Genomic DNA, 22,279 nt, shown 5'->3' with positions numbered 1-22,279 from the left:
CAGGGAAACTGTCAGAGGAAGCAGCATGAGACGAGTAGTGTTTAACCAGAAAGGTGGCGTCGGCAAGTCCAGTATCACCTGTAACCTGGCCGCGATCAGCGCCGCCCGGGGCAAACGAACACTGGTTGTCGATCTTGATCCCCAGGGTAATTCCACCCACTACCTGCTGGGTAGGCCCGCGGGCGAGCTCAAGGATACCATTGCCGACTACCTTGAGCAGACGGTAGCGTTTACCGTGTTTAATCGGCGCGCTGACGAGTTTGTCCACGCCTCTCCCTTCGACAACCTGTTTGTTATGCCTTCCAGCCCGGAACTGGATTTTCTGGAGCGCAAACTGGAAGCCAAGCACAAGATTTACAAGCTGAGAGAAGCACTGAAGAAGCTCGGTGAGTCGTTTGACGAAATCTACATTGATACGGCGCCGGCGCTCAATTTCTACACTCGATCCGCATTGATTGCGGCGCAGCGATGCCTGATCCCTTTCGATTGCGATGATTTTTCCCGTCAGGCTCTCTACAGCATCCTTCACGAGATTCAGGAGCTGCAGGAAGACCACAACGAAGACCTCGTGGTCGAAGGTATTGTCGCAAACCAGTTCCAGCCCCGCGCCAGCCTGCCAAAGAAGCTGGTGCGTGAGCTGATGGACGAGGGCCTGCCCGTATTGCCGGTGAGGTTGTCCAGCTCGGTGAAGATGAAGGAGTCGCACCAGAGCCGGCAACCGTTGATTCATATGGCACCGAAACATCCGCTGACTCGGCAGTATGAAGACCTGTACCGAGTGCTTCATGGCGAAACCGTTGAACTGGAACCCCTGGCAGATTGAGAGTGAGCGTATCTATGGCGAATTCGTCCGACCATACCACCCGTGTCGCGGACAGCCTGCTTCAGATAGAGATTGAGTTGCGGCGAATTGATGCGTGGGAGAGTGAGCCGCCATCGCCAGAGGCGCTGCAGAGTGCCCAGCCGTTTGCCGTGGACACGCTGGAGTTTACCCAGTGGTTGCAGTTCGTCTTTGTCAGCCGCATGAAAGTGTTGATTGAGGGCGGTCAGCCCCTGCCTCAGGTGTCAGGTATGGCACCGATGGCGGAAGAGCACTTCCGGGGCAGGGAAGAGTCCGGGGCCGCCCTGATTAGCAAGCTGGAAGAAATGGACCGCCTGCTGTCCGGACAGCCCTGAGCGTGTAATTAGCCCTGAGCGTATAATCAACCCTGAGCGTGTGAACCGGGCCTCCGGCCGAATCAGTCGTGGGTGTCCAGGCGCATGGACAGATCCACCGCCCTGACATCCTTGGTCAGTGCTCCGATAGAGATATAGTCGACACCGGTCTCGGCAATCGGCACCAGTGTCTCGCTGTTGACGCCGCCGGACGCTTCCAGCTTTGCGGCGCCAGCCGTGTGAATAACCGCCTGGCGCATATCCTCCAGTGAGAATTCATCCAGCATGATGATGTCCGCGCCTGCGGCCAGGGCCTGATCCAGTTCTTCCAGATTTTCGGTTTCCACTTCCACCGGCCGGCCAGGGGCAAGTCGGCGGGCCTCTCTGGCGGCATCCGCAATGGAGCCACAGGCGGCAATGTGGTTTTCCTTGATCAGGAAGGCATCCCACAGACCAATGCGGTGGTTATGGCAGCCACCGCAGGTGACCGCGTATTTCTGCGCCAGTCGCAGGCCAGGCAAGGTCTTGCGGGTATCCAGTAGCTGAACACCGGTATGGGCGACACGGCGGGCATGGCCGGCACATGTGGTGGCAACGCCGGACAGCAACTGCAGCCAGTTCAGGGCTGAGCGCTCGGCGGTGAGCAGGCTGCGAGCCGGGCCTTCCATGGAAAACAGCGATTGGCCGGGGCTTGCCTCGTCTCCGTCCTGCACCTGCCAGCTCAGGGTGACCCCCGGGTCCACCTGCCGGAACACCTCCTCAACCCATGCGCGTCCGGCAATGGTTGCGGCATCCCGGGTAATGACATGTCCGCGACTGATGCGCGCTTGTGGAATCAGCATGGCAGTAATGTCGCCATCTCCAATGTCTTCACGCAGGCTTTGTGCAACGGTTTCAATGCGGGACTGGCGGAGCAGTTCGGCTGGAATCATGGCAGAATTTCCGGTTGTTCAGTGGCGGTTTGGAGGCACGTTGGGTGTGCGGTTGTGATTCTATAGGCCACAGCCAGATTCGCCAAACGTGGAAAGGTGGGGGTGCTAAACTGTGACAACCATCACTTAGACACAAAAGGTGACAAATTCTGACACAAGGTGACGTGGGTAAGGCCTAAGATGTGCAATAACACATTTCTCCAGCTATCACCCGGAGCAGCCGAATGGCGCAGGATAACAAGGTTGTAAGTCTCAAAGGCCAGAAGCTTCCTGACAGGTTTTCCCTGCCGGGCTCTCTGGTGCGCCTGCGTGACGTATCGGGTCAGTCACTGAAGTCTGTACTGTCTGGTTTTTTCGACAAGGCGGACGACGCGCTTTTTGAGCTGGCGGACAAGGCTGGAACCAACCAGGATCAGACCGCGTACTTTGACGCCATGCGTGAGTTGAGGCTGCGGCGCAAGAACATGACCGTGTCGGTGCTGCAGTACGTCAGCCGCGCGTTCAATGACATCGGCTCGTTCAAGCCGGGTGGTGGCAGTGGCACCCTGGATGAGGTGGACCAGGACTCGCTGGCGTTGCTGGACCATTCCGATCTGGAGCAGCAGGTCGCCATCGACAACCTGATCAACAAACTGCGCAACCAACACGCGGAGGTTATACGCCTGCTGAATGTGCGGGTTGCTCACCTGCTGCCCTCGGTGCGTCTGGAAGATAGCCAGATGCCCCTGAGCCCGGAGGTGATCTGCGGAGGGGTTGCGGAAGCCTGTTCCGATCTGGATATCGATATCCGTGCCAAGCTGGTGGTGCTTAAACTGTTCGACCGCTTGCTGGTGGGGGTTCTGGGTGATTTCTACAAGGATGCCAACAAAACCCTGATCGCCGAAGGGGTGCTGCCCGACATGCGTCGCCCGCCGGTCGGTGGCCAGGGCGCGTCTGGCAAATCCGCCCCGGCTGGGGGGCGGACTGCTGGGACGCTGTCAGCGAGCTCGGAGTCAGATGCGTCGGGGCCGCTCACGACGCCGTCCGACGATGTGCGGGCAACGTTTTCTGAACTGAGTGCTCTGTTGCACCAGGGGCAGAGTTCGAGCGAGTACGGCACAGAAAACAGTGGTGTGCCCAGCGCCGGCGCGCTCGATACCCGTACACTGATGACACGGCTTCACGAAATCCAGTCTCAGTCAGTCCATTGGGGGCAGGGTGAGGTTGTGCCTCTGTCAGAGCAACTACAGCAGGTGTTCCGGTCGGAAACCGGGAAGAAACATGATGTCGGCCAAGTGGACAGCGACGTCATCAATCTCGTGTCGATGTTGTTTGATTTTATCCTGGAAGACCGTCAGCTCCATCCGGTGATGAAGTCCGTGATCGGGCGCCTTCAGATTCCCGTACTCAAGGTGGCGCTGAGCGACAACAATTTCTTTAACCGGGGCGGACATCCGGTACGGAAGCTGCTGAATGAACTGGCCATGTCTGCTATCGGTTGGACCGAGAAAAAGGCCGGCCAGCGTGATCCGCTACGAGACAAGATCGAGTCGGTGGTTGATCGCGTGCTTAACGAATTCACCGACAACGTCGATATTTTCAGTGAGCTGCTCAGAGATTTCGGCCATTTCATGGATTTGGACCGGCGTCGCAGGGAGCTCGTGGAGCAGCGTCTGCGTGATGCTGAGGAAGGCAGGGCCAAGCAGGAGCGGGCATCCAAAGCGTCTGAGAACCTGCTGAACGAACAGATTACCGGTCGGGATCTGTCTCCTCCGGTCGTCACACTGTTGAATGAGGCGTGGGCAAAGTATCTACAGTGGATCGTGCTGCGTGAGGGTGAAGACAGTGAGCGCTGGGATGAGGCATGTGACCTTACCCGGCAGCTCGTATGGAGTGTTGATCCCAGGCCCATCAACGACAACACTCGCAGCGAGCTGCTGCGGTCGATTCCGGGAATCGTGGACGGTCTGAGAAACGCCCTGCAGGAAATTTCGTGGGACCCGTTTGCCACCGACGCCGCCATAAGAGACCTTGAACTTGCCCACGTGGACGTGTTCCAGCGCCTTGTCACCACAACCCGCCCTGCTGTGGCGCCCGAACCTGAACCTCAGGCTGCGCCCCAAAAGGTGGAGGCGGAACCGTCTGTGGTCTCCAGGGATATGTCGGATACCGCGCCCAAAGCTCCAGAGAAAGTGGAGCGAACGACTGAGGGCGTAATGGCAGGCGCCTCCGAGCCCTCGGATGCCACCACGTCTGTATCTGCTAGCCCCGTGCCAAGCCCTGAAGAGCCGGCCGCAGAGGAATTGGCCGAGAGCTCCGGGGCAAATGTCGAGCTTCAATGGCTGGAGCGGGCTGATGGCCTTCGTGTTGGCTCCTGGGTTGAGCTGACCCGTGATGGCAACAAAACACGCTGCAAGCTGGCCGCGTTTATCAAGGCGACGGGCAAGTACATCTTCGTTAATCGCAGTGGTGCCAAAGTGGCGGAATATCAGCGTGAAAACCTTGCACTGGCGCTCGCTGCGGATGAGATCTCCATGTTGGACGACGGCCTGATATTCGACCGGGCGCTGGAATCCATCATCGACAACCTTCGCAGTAGCCGCAAGGACTGATCGTATAGCAAGACCGGAGACTTTGTGCTTCAATCAGGGGCATCAAAGCAACAACGGCGAACGCATCGGTGGTCCGGTCTGTTCGCCCCGGCCTGTTGGAACCACATTGTCTGAAACCATCCCTTCGCGCAACACCATTGACCTGTCGCCACCGGCTGTCGCCGGATTACGGACGACCGGTCGGGTAGCCGGCGCCCGTTGGTGCCCGTCTCCAAATTTTGGCAAACGCCCCGAAGGGGCGGCAATATCCCTGTTGGTTGTTCATAATATCAGCCTTCCTCCCGGGCAGTTCGGAGGCGATGCCATCGAACGGTTTTTCTGCAACCAACTGTCCCCCTCAGAGCACCCCTATTTCGAGACCATCGCCGATATGAAGGTTTCGTCACACCTGTTGATCCGCCGGGATGGCGAATGCCTTCAGTTCGTCAGCTTGTTGGGGCGCGCGTGGCATGCCGGGCGGTCCTGCTTTCAGGGCCTGGAAGAGTGCAACGATTATTCAATCGGCATTGAGCTGGAGGGTGCGGATGACATTCCATACACCGCAGCTCAGTATGAGGTGCTTGCTGACGTGTCAGCATTGATCATGAAGTCGTGGCCGGCCATCACGCCAGAGAGGATCACCGGGCACAGCGATATCGCACCCGGTCGCAAAACCGATCCAGGCCCGGCTTTTGACTGGCCCCGATATCGGCAACTGCTTGGTACAGGGCATGGCAACGGAGCGGATAACTGATGGTATTGGTGGTGTTTCTGCTCGCTTACCTGGTGAGACGCAAGCTGGATGCGGCCAACGCCTGGTCTTCTGAGCCGTTGTGGCGTTCCGCGTTTAACCGGGGAGGCGCTGAAAGGTCTGGTAACGAGGCAGGCCTATGGAAGGGGCTGGTTATTATTCTTGTGCCCTCGCTGATTCTGGCCGCCGGGGAGTACTATCTGCACACCATTGGCTGGCGCATGGCCGCGTATCCATTGGAGTTTTTGTTGATGGTGTTGTTGATGGGTGCGCCGGGTTGGCGGGCGCGCCTGGAGGTTTACAGTGAATCCTGGGCCAGGGGCGACATGCAGTCCGCTTGGCATCACGTTATGGATATTTTACCGGCTGACGAACGGGGCGCGGCAACGTCGCCCGATGAGATGCATCTGGCTTTGTCACGAACGCTGATGGTCAGCGTCTTCGAGCGTTTTTTTCTGGTCGCTTTCTGGTATGCCGTTGGCGGTATTGCGGCTGCCTTCTTTGCGAGGGGAGTTGTCGCGTTAAGGGATCACTGGCCGCAGGTGGCAGCGAGACCAGGGTTTGCCGCGCTGGCGGAGATACTCAATTGGCTTCCCTCACGACTACTGTCCTTCACGTTTGGAGTCGCAGGTGATCTTGCCGGCTGGATGAAAGAAGGAAAACGAAGACTGTTTGATTTTAGCCTCAGAACCAACCAGCTATTGATGGGCGCCGCGAGCGCGGCATTGACGGGCTACGCACTGGACCCGGAACGGTTCTCAAAGATCCATCCGGACGAATGGGCGGGCTTTGGTGGCCGCAGCCTGGAGGCCATCCGGGGTTTGCTGAACCGAAGCATGCTGGTCTGGATCTGCATCCTTGCGCTGCTGGTTATTGCCGGTGTGCGCTGATCACGACATTTTGACAAAAATTACATTTTTACGCCGAAAAACACTCAAGTTTGTAGTACTTTAGTCGACAATATAAACAAATAGAATAAAGTTCCATCCTTTCGATGCTTTCTGTGGGGGTACACGTGAACCAGCTTATCAAGCCTGCAGTAGCGCTGATGAATCGGCTGCCGATGTTCTACAAATTCAGCCTGATCAGTGTGTTGTTCCTGCTTCCCATTATTGCCCTTTCCTGGTTGGTTATCAGTGAACTGAACCGGTCGGTTGATACCATGACCCGGGGCGTGGAGGGATTGGAGCAGCTCGAAAAGGTGGATACGCTGCTGGCAGAGTCCATGGCATACCGGGATTTTCGTGCCCCCGGCAAGATCAAGGATGACAATGAACTGCTCTCACAGTCCGCAGAGTCGTCAGAAACGATTGATAGAATTCTTGAGGAACTGGTTAACGCAGAGGCTCGTTTTGATGAGTCCGGTAACTGGTCCCAGCAGGTGGCGATGCTGGTGGAAGAGTGGCAAACACTCAAATCGACTGACAGCTATCAGGGCAATATCGACCCCCAGTTCAAGTATTATCAAGAGTTCGTCCAGAAAGTGCGGGCGCTCTTGTCCGCGACCATTGAAATTTCCGGCCTGGGGCAGGACGCATCCCGGGAAAACCTGCTGCTTCTGGGGCTTTTGCGTGAGTCACTGCCGGATGCCCGCAGCATCATTGGCAGGGCCAGGACGTTCGGGACCTTTGCGCTCATCGACGGGCAGGTGGGTTACAACCTCAGTGACGCTCTTAATGAAATCTATGACGAACTGACCAACCGCGCATCGCTGCTCGGGCCTGCACTGACCGTATCGATGGATGCATCGCCGAACCTGGAGAAAACGACAGGTGATGCTGTCGAGGGCATTCTCGAGAGTCTGGTGGTTGTGCGTGACGAGCTGGATGCCAACATCATCACGCCCATGCGCCTCGAGTTACCCTGGCGGGATTTCAACCGCACCATCGAAAACCAGCTTGCCCATTACGATGCGCTCAAGGCTGGAATTTTTGACGTCGTTGGCGCAAACCTGAACTCACGCCTGGAGGGCGAGCTGCAGCAACGGCAGTTGATTATTGCCGCATTGGTAATTGTCCTGTTGGTGGTGGTTTACCTCTACGTCGGCTTCTTTATGTCGGTACGCACGGCTATTAATCGTTTCAGCACGGCAGCAAGGTCCGTGGCTGAGGGCGATATGACGACTCACATCCAATTGGATAATCGTGATGAATTGGGTGAACTGACTACCGAGTTCAACAACATGACGGACCGGATTGCCGAATTGATCCGCTCAGTGAGCAGCACTACATCGGACGTCGATCGCCAGGCCACTCGTGTCAACGATACCGCGGCTGCGAACAGTGAGGCCGTTGCGCGGCAGATGGAGGAGTCTGGCCAGATCAACGAAGCCATGAACCAGATGGTGGAAGCGGTCAATGAGGTCACTGAGAGTGCTCATCGCGTGTCTGATAGCGCTGGCGCGGCTGAAGAGGATACCGAGAGAGGCCGTGGAGTGGTTGCGGATACCGTCGCCACCATCAACCGTCTTGCCACCGAAATCTCCGGCGCGGTTGATGTCATCAACCGGGTAAACGCCGACAGCGATAACATCAGCCAGGTTCTGGTCGAAATAAAGGCGATTGCGGAGCAGACCAATCTCCTGGCATTGAATGCGGCCATCGAGGCTGCGCGCGCCGGTGAGCAGGGCCGTGGTTTTGCGGTTGTGGCAGACGAAGTACGTTCACTGTCACAGCGTACCCACAAATCGACTGAAGAAATCGAGGGTATGATCACCCGGTTGCAGAGCGGCGTGAAGGAAGCCGTTGCGGCCATGACCAACAGCCATGACGTGACTGAAACCACGGTGAAGAAATCGGCGGAAGTGACGGAAGCGCTGGACCGGATTGCCCAGGGGATTTCGACCATTGTTGATATGAGCCACCAGATCGCACAGGCGGCTGAGGAGCAGTCTGCCGTGGCGAAGAACGTCAATACCAACGTTGAACAAATCAGTGTCCTGGGTGAGAAAACGGCAGATAACGCCGAGGAAACCCTGGCATCGTCACGGGAAATGTCACAACTGACTGCATCCCTGCAGCGTCTCGTGGAAGCGTTCAGGGTCTGACATTCGGGATCTGAAGGGTATGCTCCTGACATCTATGGCGATAGCTGTTTAATACGGTTTGTCAGCATCTGGTTTGTCGGAACATCAACGCCCAGCGCATGCCCGCGCCCGACGATATACCCATTGATAAAGTCAATTTCGGTAGGGCGGCCCCGCCGCCTGTCGCTGCGCATGGATGAGGTATTCCGCGCCGTTTTGCGGGCAACCGTTTCGATGCGTTCGCGAATTGTGATTGATGGCAGGGCTTTTCCGATATCCTCCTTCATCACCTTCGAGATTTCGTCGCACAACTCATCGATGTGTTCCCGGTAGAACGGGTCGGCGAGGATGTCACCGTTCGGGCAGTCGAGGATTGCCGTAAAGGCATTGATACCCGCATTGATGATCAGTTTGTCCCACAGCCGCCTCTGAATGTCTTGCTCTGCGTGAACCGTTAACCCGCTGGTGCCAAGCGCCGTTACTACCTGCGTCAGATGCGTCGTCACACTCTTGGTTAATGGGCCAACCCAGGTTTCGCCTTTGCCGGCGTGGACTGTGCAGCCTGGTGCTGGGCGGTTCGCTCCTTCGGTGGTGCTGGCGGCCAGGATCGGTCGTTGTGGCCAACGCTCGGCGACCGCTTGCTGGCAGCCCATGCCGTTCTGGAACAGGACAATGGGGGTGTCCGGAGAAACATAATGGAGGTTGGATTCAATGGCATCGAGCGTATCGCCCGCTTTCGTGGTGACCATCAACAGTGAAGGGCGTGCTGCTGTGGCGAGCAGGTAGGGAACTGTGACGACTTCCTCTGGGCCTTCGAACGGCTGAAACGTGTAAGTCAGCGCGGGTTGATCTGTTTCCGGGGAAACCTCGTGACGAGGGATAAACGTTGCCGTCCCGGTGGCCAGGTAGCCCGCCCAGAGTTGGCCCATGGAGCCTGCTCCGAGAATGGCAATGCGGCCATTCCCGGACAGACCCTGATTCTTCCCTGCCTCGGCCACGGGTTACATGGCCTCGATGGCGGCCCGCTGCTCGCTGAGCCGGCTCATGCTGCCCTGGGCATCGCTGAGCTTTTCCTTCTCTTTTTCTACCACCTCTGCGGGCGCCTTGGCAGTGAATTTCTCGTTGCCAAGCTTTCCTTCCAGTCGGCCAACTTCTTTTTGCAGTCGCTCCAGTTCCTTGTCCAGTCGCTTGAGTTCGGCATCCTTGTCAATCAGACCGGCCATGGGCACCAGCACTTCCATCTCGCCAACCAATTGGGTGGCTGACATGGGGGCTTCGCCTTCGGTAAACCATTCCAGGCTGTCCAGGCGCGCCAGTGATGACAGGAACTGGCGGTTCTCGTCCAAGCGGCGTTTGTCGTCTGGGTTTTTACCACGCAGAAGCACCGGGATGGCTTTTGCAGGGGAGATGTTCATCTCGCCGCGGATATTCCGAACAGCGACAATCACGCCTTTCAGCCATTCAATATCGGCGGCAACCGCAGAGTCCTGCTTGTTGGCATCTGGCTGGGGGAAGGGTTGCAGCATAATGCTGTCACCACTCTTACCGGCCAGAGGTGCGATGCGCTGCCAGATTTCTTCGGTGATGAACGGCATCATCGGGTGCGCCAGGCGAAGGACCGCTTCCAGCACCCGTACCAGGGTGCGGCGGGTGCCACGTTTGGCTTCCGCACTGGCGTTGTCGTCGTTCAACGCCGGCTTGGAGAGTTCCAGGTACCAGTCGCAGTATTCGTTCCAGATGAACTCATACAGGGCGTACGCGGCCAGGTCGAACCGGTACTGGTCAAGATGGCGGATCACGTCCTGCTCGCAGGTTTGCAGCTCGCTGATGATCCAGCGGTCTGCCAGCGACAATTCCACGGCCTCACCGTTGACGCCGCAATCCTCGCCCTCGGTGTTCATCAGCACGTAACGGGCAGCGTTCCACAGCTTGTTGCAGAAGTTACGATAGCCTTCAAGGCGCTTCATGTCCCAGTTGATGTCGCGGCCGGTGGTCGCCATAGCGGAGAGAGTGAAGCGCAGGGCATCCGTACCATGAGCGGTAATGCCTTCCGGGAACTCCTTCCGGGTGCGCTTCCCGATCTTCTCGGCCAGTTTGGGCTGCATCAGGTTGCCAGTGCGTTTCTCCAGCAGGTCATCGAGCTCGATGCCGTCGATCATGTCCAGTGGGTCAATCACGTTGCCCTTGGACTTGGACATCTTGTCGCCGTGCTCGTCGCGGATCAGGCCGGTCACATACACGGTCTTGAACGGTACCTGTGGGGTGCCGTCCTCGTTTTTCATGAAGTGCATCGTCATCATGATCATCCGGGCCACCCAGAAGAAAATGATGTCAAAACCGGTCACGAGAACGTTGGTGGGGTGGAAGGTTTTCAGCCGCTCGGTGATTTCCGGCCAGCCCAGGGTGCCGAAGGTCCACAGGGCGGAGCTGAACCAGGTGTCGAGCACGTCGTCGTCCTGGTTCAGCTGCAGGTCGGCGGCAAGGTTGTGTTTCTGGCGCACTTCCTCTTCACTACGACCGACGTAGATATTGCCCTCGGCGTCGTACCAGGCGGGAATACGGTGGCCCCACCACAGTTGGCGGGAGATGCACCAGTCCTGGATATCCCGCATCCAGGCGAAGTACATGTTTTCGTACTGCTTGGGCACGAACTGGATACGACCGTCTTCGACCGCTTCGATCGCCGGCTTTGCCAGGGTTTTGGCATCGGCAAACCATTGGTCGGTCAGCATGGGTTCGATGATCAGACCGGAGCGGTCGCCCCTTGGCACGCTCAGCACGTGGTCTTCCACTTCCTGTACCAGGCCTTCGGCGTCCATATCCGCCACGATCTGCTTGCGGGCCTGTTCGCGGGTAAGGCCGGCGTACGCAGCCGGCAGGCTGCCGTCCACATCGGTGTTTTCAGTGCCATCGGCGTTAACCACTTCGGCTACATCGCGGATGCAGGCGTCCTGGGTCATGACGTTGATCATTACCAGGTTGTTGCGCTTGCCCACGGCGTAGTCGTTAAAGTCGTGGGCGGGGGTGATCTTGACGCAGCCACTGCCTTTTTCAGGGTCGGCGTGGGTGTCGGCGAGAATGGGAATGCGTCGGCCTACCAGCGGGAGGTCAACGAATTTGCCAATCAGGTGCTGGTAGCGCTCATCGTCCGGGTGCACGGCCACGGCAGTATCGCCAAGCATGGTTTCCGGGCGAGTGGTCGCCACCACTAGATAGCTCTTGCCATCCTGCGTCTTTTCGCCGTCGGCCAGCGGGTAGCGAAGGTGCCAGAAAAAGCCTTTCTCTTCCTTGTTCTCGACCTCAAGGTCGGAAATGGCTGTATGCAGCTTCGGGTCCCAGTTGACCAGGCGCTTGCCACGGTAGACCAGGCCTTCGTCGTACAGGCGGATAAACACTTCCTGCACGGCTTTGTAGAAACCGTCGTCCATGGTGAAACGCTCATGGTCCCAGTCCACCGAGTTACCCAGACGGCGGATTTGGCCGGTGATGGTGCCACCGGAATGTGCCTTCCAGTCCCAGATGCGCTTGATGAATTCTTCCCGGCCAAGGTCATGACGGGTTTTGTCTTCTTCCGCCGCGAGCTTGCGTTCAACCACCATCTGGGTGGCGATACCGGCGTGGTCGGTGCCTACCTGCCAAAGGGCGTTGCGGCCCTGCATGCGTTTGAAGCGGGTGAGCGTGTCCATAATGGTGTGCTGGAACGCATGGCCCATGTGGAGGCTGCCGGTGACGTTGGGCGGTGGGATAGCGATGCTGAAGGATTCGCCTTCGCCCCCCTCCGCCTTTTCTGAACGGGGGCGGAAGTACCCTTTGGATTCCCAGTTTTCGTACCACTGGCGCTCGATGTTTTCTGGCTGGTAGGTTTTTTCCATGGGTTTCTGCTGGTGACCGTTTGGTTGATTCACAAGGGAAATTCAAGGCGTCTGATTATACATGCTCACTTGGGTTGCGGCGAACCTTGGGGTGCAGGGGCATGGGGGTAGTTTGAATTTCGGAAAGAAAAAGAACTCGCTGCGCTCAGACACCTTTTTGCTGTCCGAAATTCAAACTACCCCCATGCCCTTATGGAGTCCGAGTTGTCTCAGCTGTGTTCAATGGTTTTGCCTGGGTTTGATTGTGAGCCTGTTTTACGTCTCACCGCTTCCTTTGGTCATGCACTCGAGGCTCAATTCCCAATGCCCGTAACTGCTTGAAATGCGATCGTGCCTGACTCAACACCGTTTCGTCGTTATGGGCAATCAGCGCCAATCGTTTAAACCGGTCTGCGTCCGCAGGCAGGGTGGATGAGAGGATGATCACCGTGTCCCAGTCTTCCGCGACCGGTTGGCAAAGCAATATCCCAACGGGATCAGTGCAGGTCGTGGCGGAGTCCGGCACGATGCTGTGGGGTATAAAAGCCTCGGGGCTGAAGTTCCAGAGCAGGTCGTCCAGTTCCTGAGCCTGTTGCATGGTGTCACAGACGACGCCCACGCGGTCTCCCTGCTGGCGCGCCTTGTCCACCAGTTTGGCGGTATGGAGATTGCGAGCCGCAGGGGTGTTCTGGGCGAGGATGTGGAACCAGTAGGACTGGTTCCGTTCATCCTGTGAGCCCGGATTACTTTCCTGCATGTGACATCAGGTAGTCGACCAGCATGGGTACCGGGCGGCCAGTCGAGCCTTTGGCTTTGCCGGAGAGCCAGGCAGTACCTGCAATGTCCAGGTGGGCCCAGGGGTAGTCCTTGGTGAACCGGGACAGGAAGCAGGCAGCGGTGATGGTGCCGGCCGGGCGGCCACCGATGTTCTGCATGTCAGCAAAGTTGCTGTCGAGCTGGCTCTGGTATTCGTCCCACAGAGGCAGGCGCCAGGCGCGGTCACCAGCGCGTTCACCAGCGGCCAGCAGTTCGTTGGCCAGGGTGTCGTTGTTGCTCAGCAGGCCGGTGGCATGGCTGCCCAGGGCGATGATGCAGGCGCCAGTCAGTGTGGCCATGTCGACGACCACTTCCGGGTCGAATTTCTTGACGTAGGTGAGGGCGTCGCACAGTACGAGGCGGCCTTCTGCGTCGGTGTTCAGGATTTCGATGGTCTGGCCAGACATGGAAGTAACAATGTCACCCGGGCGTGTCGCAGTGCCGCTGGGCATGTTCTCGGCGGCGGCGATTACGGCAACCACGTTGATTTTCGGTTTGGTCTCGGCAATGGTTTTCATGGCGCCGAACACGGCGGCGGCGCCACCCATGTCGTACTTCATTTCATCCATGCCTTCGCCGGGCTTGAGGCTGATGCCGCCGGTGTCAAAGGTAATGCCTTTGCCCACGAGGACGTAAGGCTTGTCTTTCGCCTTGCCGCCACGGTATTCCATTACGATCAGTTTGGCGGGTTGGGCGCTGCCGGCAGACACGGACAGTAAGCTGTGCATGCCGAGCTTTTGCATCTGCTTTTCGTCCAGCACGTCGGTCTTGATGACGTCGTTGTCTTTGGCCAGTTTCTCAGCCTGCTCAGCCAGCCAGGTGGGATGGCAGATATTCGGCGGTGTGTTGCCCAAGTCCCGGGTGAAATTCATGCCGCGGCCGGTTGCCAGGCCAAGATTGAAGGCGTCCTTCAGGGCTTTTCCGGCGGAGGAGGCAGCAACAGTCACCTTCGTCAGTTTGCGTTGTGATGGTTTCTCGCTCTTGAATTCGCTGAACCGGTAGAGCTGCTCTTCCAGGGTGCGGCCGATCAGGTTCAGGCGTGCCGTCTCCGAACTGGTGGCGTCGTCACCGGTGACAAGGGTGTCGCTCAGGCCGACCAGTACGTGTTTGGACGGGCCATCCTTGATCTGGCTGGCCATGGCGATCAGCGACTTGCGGTAGTTGGCGGGGGAGCGATCCTTGTCGGCGCCGGTGCCAACGACCAGCAGGCGAGCCCAGGGCTGGCCTTCGAGTGGAACGAGCAGGGTGGTTGCATTTTTACCGGTAGCATCCCCGTTCTTCTGCAGGGTCTTGATCAGTCCGCCCAGGGCTTCGTTTGCTTGGGTCGTGGAAGCAGGCCAGTCACCTTTTTCCGGCAGGGCAACAACCAGGCAATCCGCTTTGGTATCCGAAATGGGCTTACTGCTCAGAGTAAAATTCATAGCAACTCCCGTTGGTTATTCTGATGGAGGACAGGCCCGGCATCGGGCTTGAATGTCCGAATGCCTATAGCATTGGGGTTTGGGGGTAAATTATCAAGCGCTGACAGGTTGTTAACGCCTGTGCTCTGTCATTCGGCACGAAGGTTACTTAGAATACGGCGAATCCCGATTTCCATCGACTCCGGTCGCATCCGGCTCTGAGAGACCGATTTGAGCATCGTTTTCCGATACCTAACCCGCCAGGTGATCATCAGCATGCTTGCCGTATCCGGCATTCTGTTGCTGGTGTTCATGAGCGGCCGGTTTATCAAGTATCTGGCGGAAGCCGCTGCCGGTGAGCTGGCGGGCGATGTGTTGTTCCAGATTATGGCTTACCGTTTTCCCGGTTTCCTGGAGCTGATCCTGCCCCTGGGCTTTTTCATTGGCATCCTGCTGGCATACGGGCGCATGTACCTGGAAAGTGAAATGACGGTGCTGTTTGCCTGTGGTGTGAGCGACAAGCAGCTGCTGATGAAAACACTTCTTGGCAGTATTCCGGTGATGTTGGTGGTGGGGGCCATGAGCCTCTATGTGTCTCCCTGGGGCATGAAGAAAGTCGAGGGGATATTCAACGAGCAACGCCAGGCGACGGAGTTTGAGATGTTGGCACCGGGGCGCTTCCAGTCGTTGTCGTCTGGCGAACGTGTGACTTACACGGAAGCGCTGAGTGAAGACAAGCGTCGGCTTGAGGGTGTGTTCATTGCCGAGCACAGTGAAGACGGCAAGGGGCTTACCATCATTACCGCCCGGGAAGGGTCCCAGTTTATTGACGAGCAAACCGGCAGCCGCTTCCTGGTGCTCGAAGATGGTGCCCGTTTTGAAGGCTTGCCGGGGCAACTGGCGTACGACGTCACCGGGTTCGAAGCCTACGGGCTCAAGATCCGCAGTGGCAGTGCGGGTGAGAAAGAGCTGGAGGAAGGGCTTGCGACCTCCGCCTTGATGGCGTCGGATGATCCGGAGCACCGAGCCATGCTGCACTGGCGGTTCACACTGCCGCTCATCGTGCCGATTGTCACCCTTCTGGCTGTGCGCCTTAGTCGGGTGAATCCCCGGCAGGGGCGATTCTTCCACTTGTTGCCGGCCATGCTGGTCTATATCACTTACCTTGGTTTGCTCATCGTGGCCCGTGATGCCCTTGAAGGTGGCAAGGTGCCCGAATGGATCGGGTTGCTATGGGTGCACGCCCTGTTTCTGGCCCTCGGGTTATGGCTGCAGTTCGGGCCTGCCTGGCTCTACCGCCGGCGCCTGCTGAAGGAGGCGCGGCAACATGCGTAAGATCGATCGCTATGTGATGAGCACGGTGGGTGGCGCCATGTTCCTGGTGATGCTGGTGGTGCTGTCCCTGGACCTGATCTTCGCATTTATCGCCGAGTTGGACGACGCGGAAAACGATTACCAGACGCTCCAGGCGTTGCTGTATGTGCTCATGACGTTGCCGCGGCGCATCTATGACTACCTCCCGCTTGGCGCCTTTATGGGGTGCCTGGTCGGCCTCGGCACTATGGCGAGTTCGTCGGAGCTCACGGTTATCCGGGCCGCGGGCGTTTCTCTCAAACGGATTGTCTGGTCTGCCATGAAGCCGACCTTGGTGGTGGTGGTTCTTGGTGTGCTGATTGGCGAGTACATCGCGCCACCGGCTGAGCGGATGGCTCAGAGCCAAAAGACCGTGGCCCAGGGCGCGGGTGAAAATATTGCTTCTGCCTCGGGCATCTGGCACCGGGAGGGTGATGTGTTCATGCATCTGAATGCGGTTCAGCCCAACGGCGTCTTGCACGGGGTGTCGCTGTTCAGATTTGATGAGGAACGTTGGCTGGTGTCCGCCAGTTTCGCTGAAAGAGGGATCTATCAGGGCGATCACTGGCTGTTGGAAAACGTGGCCACTACCAGGCTAAGCGATGAAAAAACCACCCAGGAAACCCATCGGGCCCTGCGATGGGAAACCGGTCTGTCGCCCAGCGTTCTCAGTGTGCTGATTGTAAAGCCGGAGGACCTTGCGATCTCCGGTCTCTATACCTACGCGAGCTATCTGGGAGAGCAGGGCCTGAATGCCGCCAACTACTGGCTGGCGTTCTGGAAAAAAGTGCTTATGCCACTGGGCACCGCAGTCATGGTGCTGGTCGCGATTTCTTTCGTTTTCGGCCCGCTCCGGTCCGTTACCATGGGGTTCCGGGTTTTTACGGGCCTGATTGTGGGGCTATTGTTCAAGTACATGCAGGACCTGCTGGGCCCCATGAGCCTGGTGTTTGGCTTTAACCCGGTGCTGGCAATCGTCCTGCCAATCGCGATTAATGCGGTGGTTGGTGCGGTACTGATGAAAAGGGCCGGATAGCTACTTCTTTTTAGTCTCTTTGGGGACAGTGGCAACGATACTGCCAGAAGCGCGGTCAGTCAGCGACAACCCATTGATCGGGTAGAACAGCGCCAGGATCGCCGGGATAGTCACGAAGAGAGTCGCTGCGTTCAGGTAATAGGCACCCAGCAGCGCGACGAACAGGATAGCCGCCGCGGCCACGTATCGCTTCAGGGCCTGTGTCCAGGACACGGACGTGCCGTCCAGGTTTTCAATGCGAATACGCCACACCTGCATGCCGAGTGTCTGGCCGTTTTTGGTCCAGAAGTATCCAAAGAACAGATACAGCGCCAGGAACAGCACAAATGTGAGCAGTGGGTCTGCCTTCAGAGTCCCCGCTTCCGCCATGGCTTCATATTGGTCCCACCCGGTGACCCAACCCGCTACAAGGGTGTACATCCAGGTAGTTACCAGTAGCACCGCTATGCTGATCAACGAATCGTAAATCACCGCCATCAGTCGCTTGATGAATGCAGCGGGAGGAAGGAGTTCCTCAGCGGTATGAAAGCGGCGGGGCATGGCTTCTCCTGTGATGTTTCACGTTTTTCCTGTTCTCGGCGTGTGCTAGAGTAGCGGATTTGCAAGCGCATGTAAGTATGTGTCTTTAAACGCGGACCCGCACGGGTTTATAGAAGGGTATCAAAGGGCTATGAAAACCGCAGAGTTGCGACAGGCGTTTCTCGATTACTTCAAACAGCAGGGCCACACTATTGTGCCGAGCAGTTCACTGGTGCCGGCGGACGACCCGACCCTGTTGTTTACCAACGCGGGAATGAACCAGTTCAAAGACGTGTTCCTGGGTCGCGAAGCCCGCGATTACAGCCGGGCGACAACCACGCAGAAGTGCGTGCGTGCAGGTGGTAAACACAATGACCTTGAGAACGTAGGCTATACAGCGCGCCACCATACCTTTTTCGAAATGTTGGGTAACTTTAGCTTTGGCGACTACTTCAAGCGTGAAGCCATCAATTTTGCCTGGACCTTCCTGACCGGCGACGACTGGCTGAAGCTGCCAAAGGAAAAACTGTGGGTCACCGTTTACGCGTCCGACGACGAAGCCTTTGATATCTGGAATCAGGAAGTTGGTGTTCCGGCAGATCGAATCGTGCGGATTGGCGACAACAAGGGCGCCCCATACGCATCTGACAACTTCTGGCAAATGGGCGATACCGGTCCCTGTGGTCCCTGTACCGAAATCTTTTACGACCACGGTCCCGATGTGGATGGTGGTCCTCCCGGTAGCCCGGAAGAAGACGGTGACCGCTACATCGAAATCTGGAACGTGGTGTTCATGCAGTACAACCGCCAGGCGGACGGTGAGATGCTGCCCCTGCCCAAGCCCTCGGTGGATACCGGTATGGGTCTGGAACGCATCACCGCGGTGCTGCAGGGCGTTCACAGCAACTACGAAATTGACCTGATGCAGGACCTGCTCAATGCAGCCTCCGACATCCTTGGCGGCGTTGAAACCACAGAAGCGTCGCTACGCGTGGTGGCGGATCACATCCGCTCCTGTGCCTTCCTGATCTCCGACGGTGTCATGCCGTCCAACGAAGGGCGTGGTTTCGTACTGCGCCGTATCATTCGCCGGGCTGCGCGCCATGGCAACAAACTGGGTGCCACGCAGCCTTTCTTCCACAAGCTGACTGGCGCTTTGGTTGAGCTGATGGGCGGTGCCTTCCCGCAACTGGTCAGCAGCCGCAAGCAGATTGAAAAGGTGCTGCTGCAGGAAGAGGAACAGTTTGCCAAGACTCTGGACAAAGGCCTGCGCCTGCTTGAACAGGACATTGCGGCGCTCAAGAGTTCCGAAATTCCGGGCGAAACCATCTTTACCCTGTACGACACCTACGGTTTCCCGGTTGACCTGACCAACGACATTGCCCGTGAGCGTGGCCTGACCCTGGACTACGATGGCTACGAGAAAGCCATGGAGCGCCAGCGCGAGCGTGCCCGCGCGGCGAGCAAATTCGGCATGGATTACAATGCAGCCGGTTTGAACATTGAAGGGTCTACCGAGTTTACCGGTTACGAACATATCGACGGCCACGAAACCATTCGCACCGTGATAGTGGGTGGTGAAAAGAAAGCGGCCCAAGCCGGCGATGAAGCGATTCTGGTGCTGGAACGCACGCCGTTTTACGCGGAGTCAGGCGGTCAGGTGGGCGATACCGGCCTGCTGACCTGGAGCGGTGGCCGCTTCAAGGTGACCGACACCCAGAAAGAGGGCAGCAATCACCTGCATATCGGTACCGTGATTGAAGGCGAATTGTTCCCGGGGCTGGAAGTGGATGCCCGCATCGACCACGCTCGTCGTGAACGGACCAAGAAGAACCACTCCGCAACCCACCTGATGCATGCCGCGCTCCGTAATGTGCTGGGCGAGCACGTTACACAGAAAGGCTCGTTGGTAGATCCTGACAAACTGCGGTTCGACTTCTCCCACTTTGAGTCGGTAACACCGGAACAGTTGCGGGAAATCGAGCGTCAGGTTAATGAGCAAATATTGGGTAACACCCCGGTTGAGACCGAAATTACCGATATGGAACAGGCCCAGGCCAAAGGTGCCATGGCGCTGTTCGGTGAAAAGTATGGTGATACCGTCAGAGTCCTGAGCATGGGCTCTGACGCATACTCCGTGGAGCTGTGCGGTGGCACCCATGTGGCGCGTACCGGCGACATCGGGCTGTTCCGTATTACATCGGAGAGCGGTATTTCATCGGGCGTTCGCCGTATCGAAGCCGTCACTGGGTTTGGCGCTCTGGAATGGGTTGAGGAAACCGAGCAAACCCTGCGGGAAGCTGCAAAGCTGGTCAAAGGCTCGCGTGAGTCCCTGGTCGAGAAAGTTCAGCAGACGCTGGATCGCAATCGACAGCTGGAGAAAGACATCAATGCTCTCCAGGCGAAGCTGGCAAGCTCTGCTGGTAGCGATCTGGCCAGTTCTGCCGTGGATGTGGCTGGCCTTAAAGTGGTGGCCTCTGAAATGGAAGGCGCGGATCGCAAAGCGCTGATGGAAACCGCCGACCAACTCAAGAACAAGCTGGGCGAGGGTGTTGTGGTGCTGGCCAGTGTTGAAGACGGCAAAGTGACACTGGTGGCCGGTGTCACCAAATCGGCGACTGGCAGGATCAAGGCCGGAGATTTGATGAAGCATCTGGCGGCTCAGGTTGACGGTAAAGGTGGCGGTCGTCCAGATATGGCCCAGGGTGGCGGAAACGACCCATCAAAACTGGCGGATGCCCTGGCAGGTGTTCCTGCCTGGGTTGAGAAAAATATTGCATAGATAACTGTATCCAAAATGGGCAGGTGTATATAATCTCGCCCATTTGGTCGTCTGAGGTGGGGCGCTGCCCCGCTGTCTGTCCACGTTTGGTATCGGGAAAGAAATGGCGCTCTTGGTTCAAAAATTCGGTGGCACTTCGGTGGGCACCACAGAACGGATTGAAGCGGTTGCAGAAAAGGTATGCCGCTTCCGCAAGGAAGGTCATGACGTGGTGGTTGTGGTATCTGCCATGAGTGGGGAAACCAACCGTCTTATTGGTCTGGCCAACGACATCATGGAAGAACCCACGCCCCGGGAAATGGACGTGCTGGTCTCGACCGGGGAGCAGGTGACCATTGCTCTGTTGTCCATGGCGTTGCAAAAGCGCGGCTGTGATGCGCGCTCTTATACCGGTGCCCAGGTTCGAATTCTGACCGACAGCAGCCATACCAAGGCGCGCATCAAGCAGATTGACGAGCAGCGCATGCGGGAAGACCTCAACGCCGGTCGTGTGGTTGTGGTTGCCGGTTTCCAGGGCATTGACGAGAACGGCAGCATCACCACCCTTGGTCGTGGCGGGTCCGATACTACTGCTGTTGCTCTCGCTGCGGCATTGAAGGCTGACGAGTGTCAGATCTACACTGATGTAGACGGTGTCTATACCACTGACCCACGGGTAGTGGACAGCGCGCGCCGGCTGGAGCGAATTACGTTTGAAGAAATGATTGAGATGGCCAGCCTGGGCTCCAAGATTCTTCAGATTCGCTCGGTGGAATTTGCAGGCAAATACAATGTTCCTTTAAGGGTGCTCTCCAGCTTTGAGGAAGGCGAGGGTACCCTGATTACACTTGAGGATGAAAACGCCATGGAACAACCGGTTGTCTCCGGCATAGCCTTTAACCGTGATGAAGCGAAACTGACGATCGCCGGTGTACCGGATACCCCGGGCAGTGCCCTGCGTATACTTCAGCCGATCAGCGATGCCAACATTGAAGTCGACATGATCGTACAGAACGTGGGTGCGGATAACCGCACGGATTTCACCTTCACCGTGCATCGCAACGACTTCAAGCGTGGCCAGGCCATTCTGCAGCGGGTGTCCGACGAACTGGGTGCCCGTGAAGTTAGCGGCGACAGCAAGATTGCGAAGGTCAGTATTGTGGGTGTGGGTATGCGGTCTCATGCCGGCGTTGCAACTAAAATGTTTGCAGCACTGTCTAATGAAGGAATCAATATCCTGATGATCTCCACGTCTGAGATTAAAATCTCCGTGGTGATTGACGAAAAATATCTTGAGCTGGCCGTTCGGGCACTGCATAGTGCGTTCGAACTGGACAAGCCCGGGGTAGAGGAAGCCTGAAAATACGCGAACATAAAAGCCGGTTCGCATTGGTTTTCCGAAAAAAGGGCATCATTTGCAGGCTTTTGCTTTTATAAGTACGTATAAGTGATTGTGCGGCTTTTGATTGGCAAGTGATCCCACTATAAAAGTAAGCAGTATACATTTGTCGGAACAGGTAGCTCTGGATAAGGGAGTAAAGGACATGTTGATATTGACCCGCCGTGTTGGCGAAACCCTGATGGTCGGTGATGAAATCACCGTAACCGTCCTTGGGGTGAAGGGGAACCAGGTTCGCATTGGTGTAAACGCCCCTAAAGAAGTGGCGGTTCACCGCGAAGAAATCTATCAGCGAATTCAGAGCGAGAAAGGCTCTGAAGAGCCGGAGCCCGGCAACAGCTGAGAGTGACAAAAAGCCGTTCGAGGGAAACCCGAACGGCTTTTTTGTGTCTCCCGAACGGCTTTTCTGAACCTATGGGAGCGCGGTTCGAAAAAACTCGTGTCAACCCTATGAAATCAGAAAAATTATGGTAGTATACGCCCCGTTCTCAAGGAGAGGTGGGTGAGTGGCTGAAACCAGCTCCCTGCTAAGGAGCCATACGCATTGCGCGTATCGAGGGTTCGAATCCCTCCCTCTCCGCCATTTCTTTTCGGAGAAGAAAGAGAACATTGCTGAATCTGGAAGTATGAATGCGCGGCTGTAGCTCAGCTGGATAGAGTACCTGGCTACGAACCAGGCGGTCGGAGGTTCGAATCCTCCCAGCCGCGCCA

17 protein-coding genes and 2 tRNA genes are annotated in these 22,279 nt (G+C 57.3%); 13 read left to right on the top strand and 6 right to left on the bottom strand.

Translation table 11 applies throughout. From position 1 onward, the window contains the following. Positions 1–25 precede the first annotated feature (25 nt). The gene (locus tag JJO78_RS19880) at positions 26–823 is read left to right on the top strand and encodes a ParA family protein (RefSeq protein ID WP_036206700.1); all 798 of its coding nucleotides are present in this window, start codon (positions 26–28) and stop codon (positions 821–823) included. 14 nt (positions 824–837) lie between these two features. Beyond that, positions 838–1,176: a YqcC family protein gene (locus JJO78_RS19875; protein WP_036206702.1), complete on the top strand. Its 339-nt coding sequence runs from the start codon at positions 838–840 to the stop codon at positions 1,174–1,176. A 62-nt stretch (positions 1,177–1,238) separates the two neighbouring features. On the opposite strand, the gene nadC is transcribed toward JJO78_RS19875, so the two are convergent. Beyond that, positions 1,239–2,087 (bottom strand): carboxylating nicotinate-nucleotide diphosphorylase, encoded by an 849-nt coding sequence (gene nadC, locus JJO78_RS19870; RefSeq protein WP_151981869.1) that lies wholly within the window; start codon positions 2,085–2,087, stop codon positions 1,239–1,241. Positions 2,088–2,311: 224 nt separating this feature from the next. Between nadC and JJO78_RS19865 the strand changes: the two genes are divergently transcribed. From JJO78_RS19865 to JJO78_RS19850, 4 genes are all read left to right on the top strand, one after another. Continuing rightward, positions 2,312–4,678, top strand: coding sequence for a DUF1631 domain-containing protein (locus JJO78_RS19865; RefSeq protein WP_151981871.1), 2,367 nt, complete (start codon positions 2,312–2,314; stop codon positions 4,676–4,678). Between the two features lie 106 nt (positions 4,679–4,784). Next, positions 4,785–5,411, top strand: coding sequence for a 1,6-anhydro-N-acetylmuramyl-L-alanine amidase AmpD (gene ampD / locus JJO78_RS19860; protein WP_151981873.1), 627 nt, complete (start codon positions 4,785–4,787; stop codon positions 5,409–5,411). Then, on the top strand, positions 5,411–6,298 hold the full coding sequence (locus JJO78_RS19855; protein ID WP_151981875.1) for a regulatory signaling modulator protein AmpE: 888 nt from the start codon (positions 5,411–5,413) through the stop codon (positions 6,296–6,298). The genes ampD and JJO78_RS19855 overlap by 1 nt, the downstream gene beginning before the upstream one ends. A 104-nt stretch (positions 6,299–6,402) precedes the next feature. Continuing rightward, complete coding sequence (locus JJO78_RS19850) at positions 6,403–8,454, top strand: methyl-accepting chemotaxis protein (protein ID WP_178380774.1); 2,052 nt, start codon at positions 6,403–6,405, stop codon at positions 8,452–8,454. Between the two features lie 32 nt (positions 8,455–8,486). Here the strand turns inward: JJO78_RS19850 and JJO78_RS19845 are convergent, their stop codons facing one another. The 4 genes from JJO78_RS19845 to JJO78_RS19830 form a co-directional block, all read right to left on the bottom strand. Then, on the bottom strand, positions 8,487–9,431 hold the full coding sequence (locus tag JJO78_RS19845) for a ketopantoate reductase family protein (RefSeq protein WP_226909904.1): 945 nt from the start codon (positions 9,429–9,431) through the stop codon (positions 8,487–8,489). A gap of 3 nt (positions 9,432–9,434) precedes the next feature. Further along, complete coding sequence (locus JJO78_RS19840) at positions 9,435–12,305, bottom strand: valine--tRNA ligase (RefSeq protein WP_126810294.1); 2,871 nt, start codon at positions 12,303–12,305, stop codon at positions 9,435–9,437. Positions 12,306–12,567: 262 nt separating this feature from the next. Then, positions 12,568–13,041 carry a DNA polymerase III subunit chi gene (locus JJO78_RS19835; protein WP_151981877.1) on the bottom strand — a complete coding sequence of 158 codons (474 nt, stop codon included), beginning with the start codon at positions 13,039–13,041 and terminating at the stop codon, positions 12,568–12,570. Next, complete coding sequence (locus JJO78_RS19830) at positions 13,028–14,521, bottom strand: leucyl aminopeptidase (protein ID WP_151981879.1); 1,494 nt, start codon at positions 14,519–14,521, stop codon at positions 13,028–13,030. Before JJO78_RS19830 ends, JJO78_RS19835 begins: the two co-directional genes overlap by 14 nt. A 210-nt stretch (positions 14,522–14,731) precedes the next feature. Here JJO78_RS19830 and lptF point away from each other — a divergent pair, with 210 nt between their 5' ends. Together lptF and lptG are read left to right on the top strand one after the other, a co-directional pair. Next, entirely contained in the window at positions 14,732–15,835 is a 1,104-nt protein-coding gene (gene lptF, locus JJO78_RS19825; RefSeq protein ID WP_085681073.1) for an LPS export ABC transporter permease LptF, read from the top strand. Continuing rightward, entirely contained in the window at positions 15,828–16,889 is a 1,062-nt protein-coding gene (gene lptG, locus JJO78_RS19820; RefSeq protein ID WP_126810291.1) for an LPS export ABC transporter permease LptG, read from the top strand. Before lptF ends, lptG begins: the two co-directional genes overlap by 8 nt. Here the strand turns inward: lptG and JJO78_RS19815 are convergent, their stop codons facing one another. After that, on the bottom strand, positions 16,890–17,429 hold the full coding sequence (locus tag JJO78_RS19815) for an RDD family protein (protein WP_036206731.1): 540 nt from the start codon (positions 17,427–17,429) through the stop codon (positions 16,890–16,892). Positions 17,430–17,559: 130 nt separating this feature from the next. On the opposite strand from JJO78_RS19815, the gene alaS reads away from it, so the two are divergent. From alaS to JJO78_RS19790, 5 genes are all read left to right on the top strand, one after another. Continuing rightward, positions 17,560–20,190: an alanine--tRNA ligase gene (gene alaS / locus JJO78_RS19810; protein ID WP_151981881.1), complete on the top strand. Its 2,631-nt coding sequence runs from the start codon at positions 17,560–17,562 to the stop codon at positions 20,188–20,190. Positions 20,191–20,293: 103 nt separating this feature from the next. Then, positions 20,294–21,529: an aspartate kinase gene (locus JJO78_RS19805; protein WP_075195259.1), complete on the top strand. Its 1,236-nt coding sequence runs from the start codon at positions 20,294–20,296 to the stop codon at positions 21,527–21,529. Between the two features lie 184 nt (positions 21,530–21,713). Further along, positions 21,714–21,911 (top strand): carbon storage regulator CsrA, encoded by a 198-nt coding sequence (gene csrA, locus JJO78_RS19800; protein ID WP_007155535.1) that lies wholly within the window; start codon positions 21,714–21,716, stop codon positions 21,909–21,911. 149 nt (positions 21,912–22,060) lie between these two features. Then, positions 22,061–22,151: transfer RNA gene (locus JJO78_RS19795), tRNA-Ser, on the top strand. 51 nt (positions 22,152–22,202) lie between these two features. Beyond that, positions 22,203–22,279 (top strand) — tRNA-Arg (locus tag JJO78_RS19790).

Source organism: Marinobacter sp. DS40M6, from assembly GCF_028581595.1.
Classification (GTDB): Bacteria; Pseudomonadota; Gammaproteobacteria; order Pseudomonadales; family Oleiphilaceae; genus Marinobacter; species Marinobacter salarius.
The sequence above is the reverse complement of the archived record's forward strand: the minus strand, read 5'-3'. Positions and strand labels throughout refer to the sequence as shown.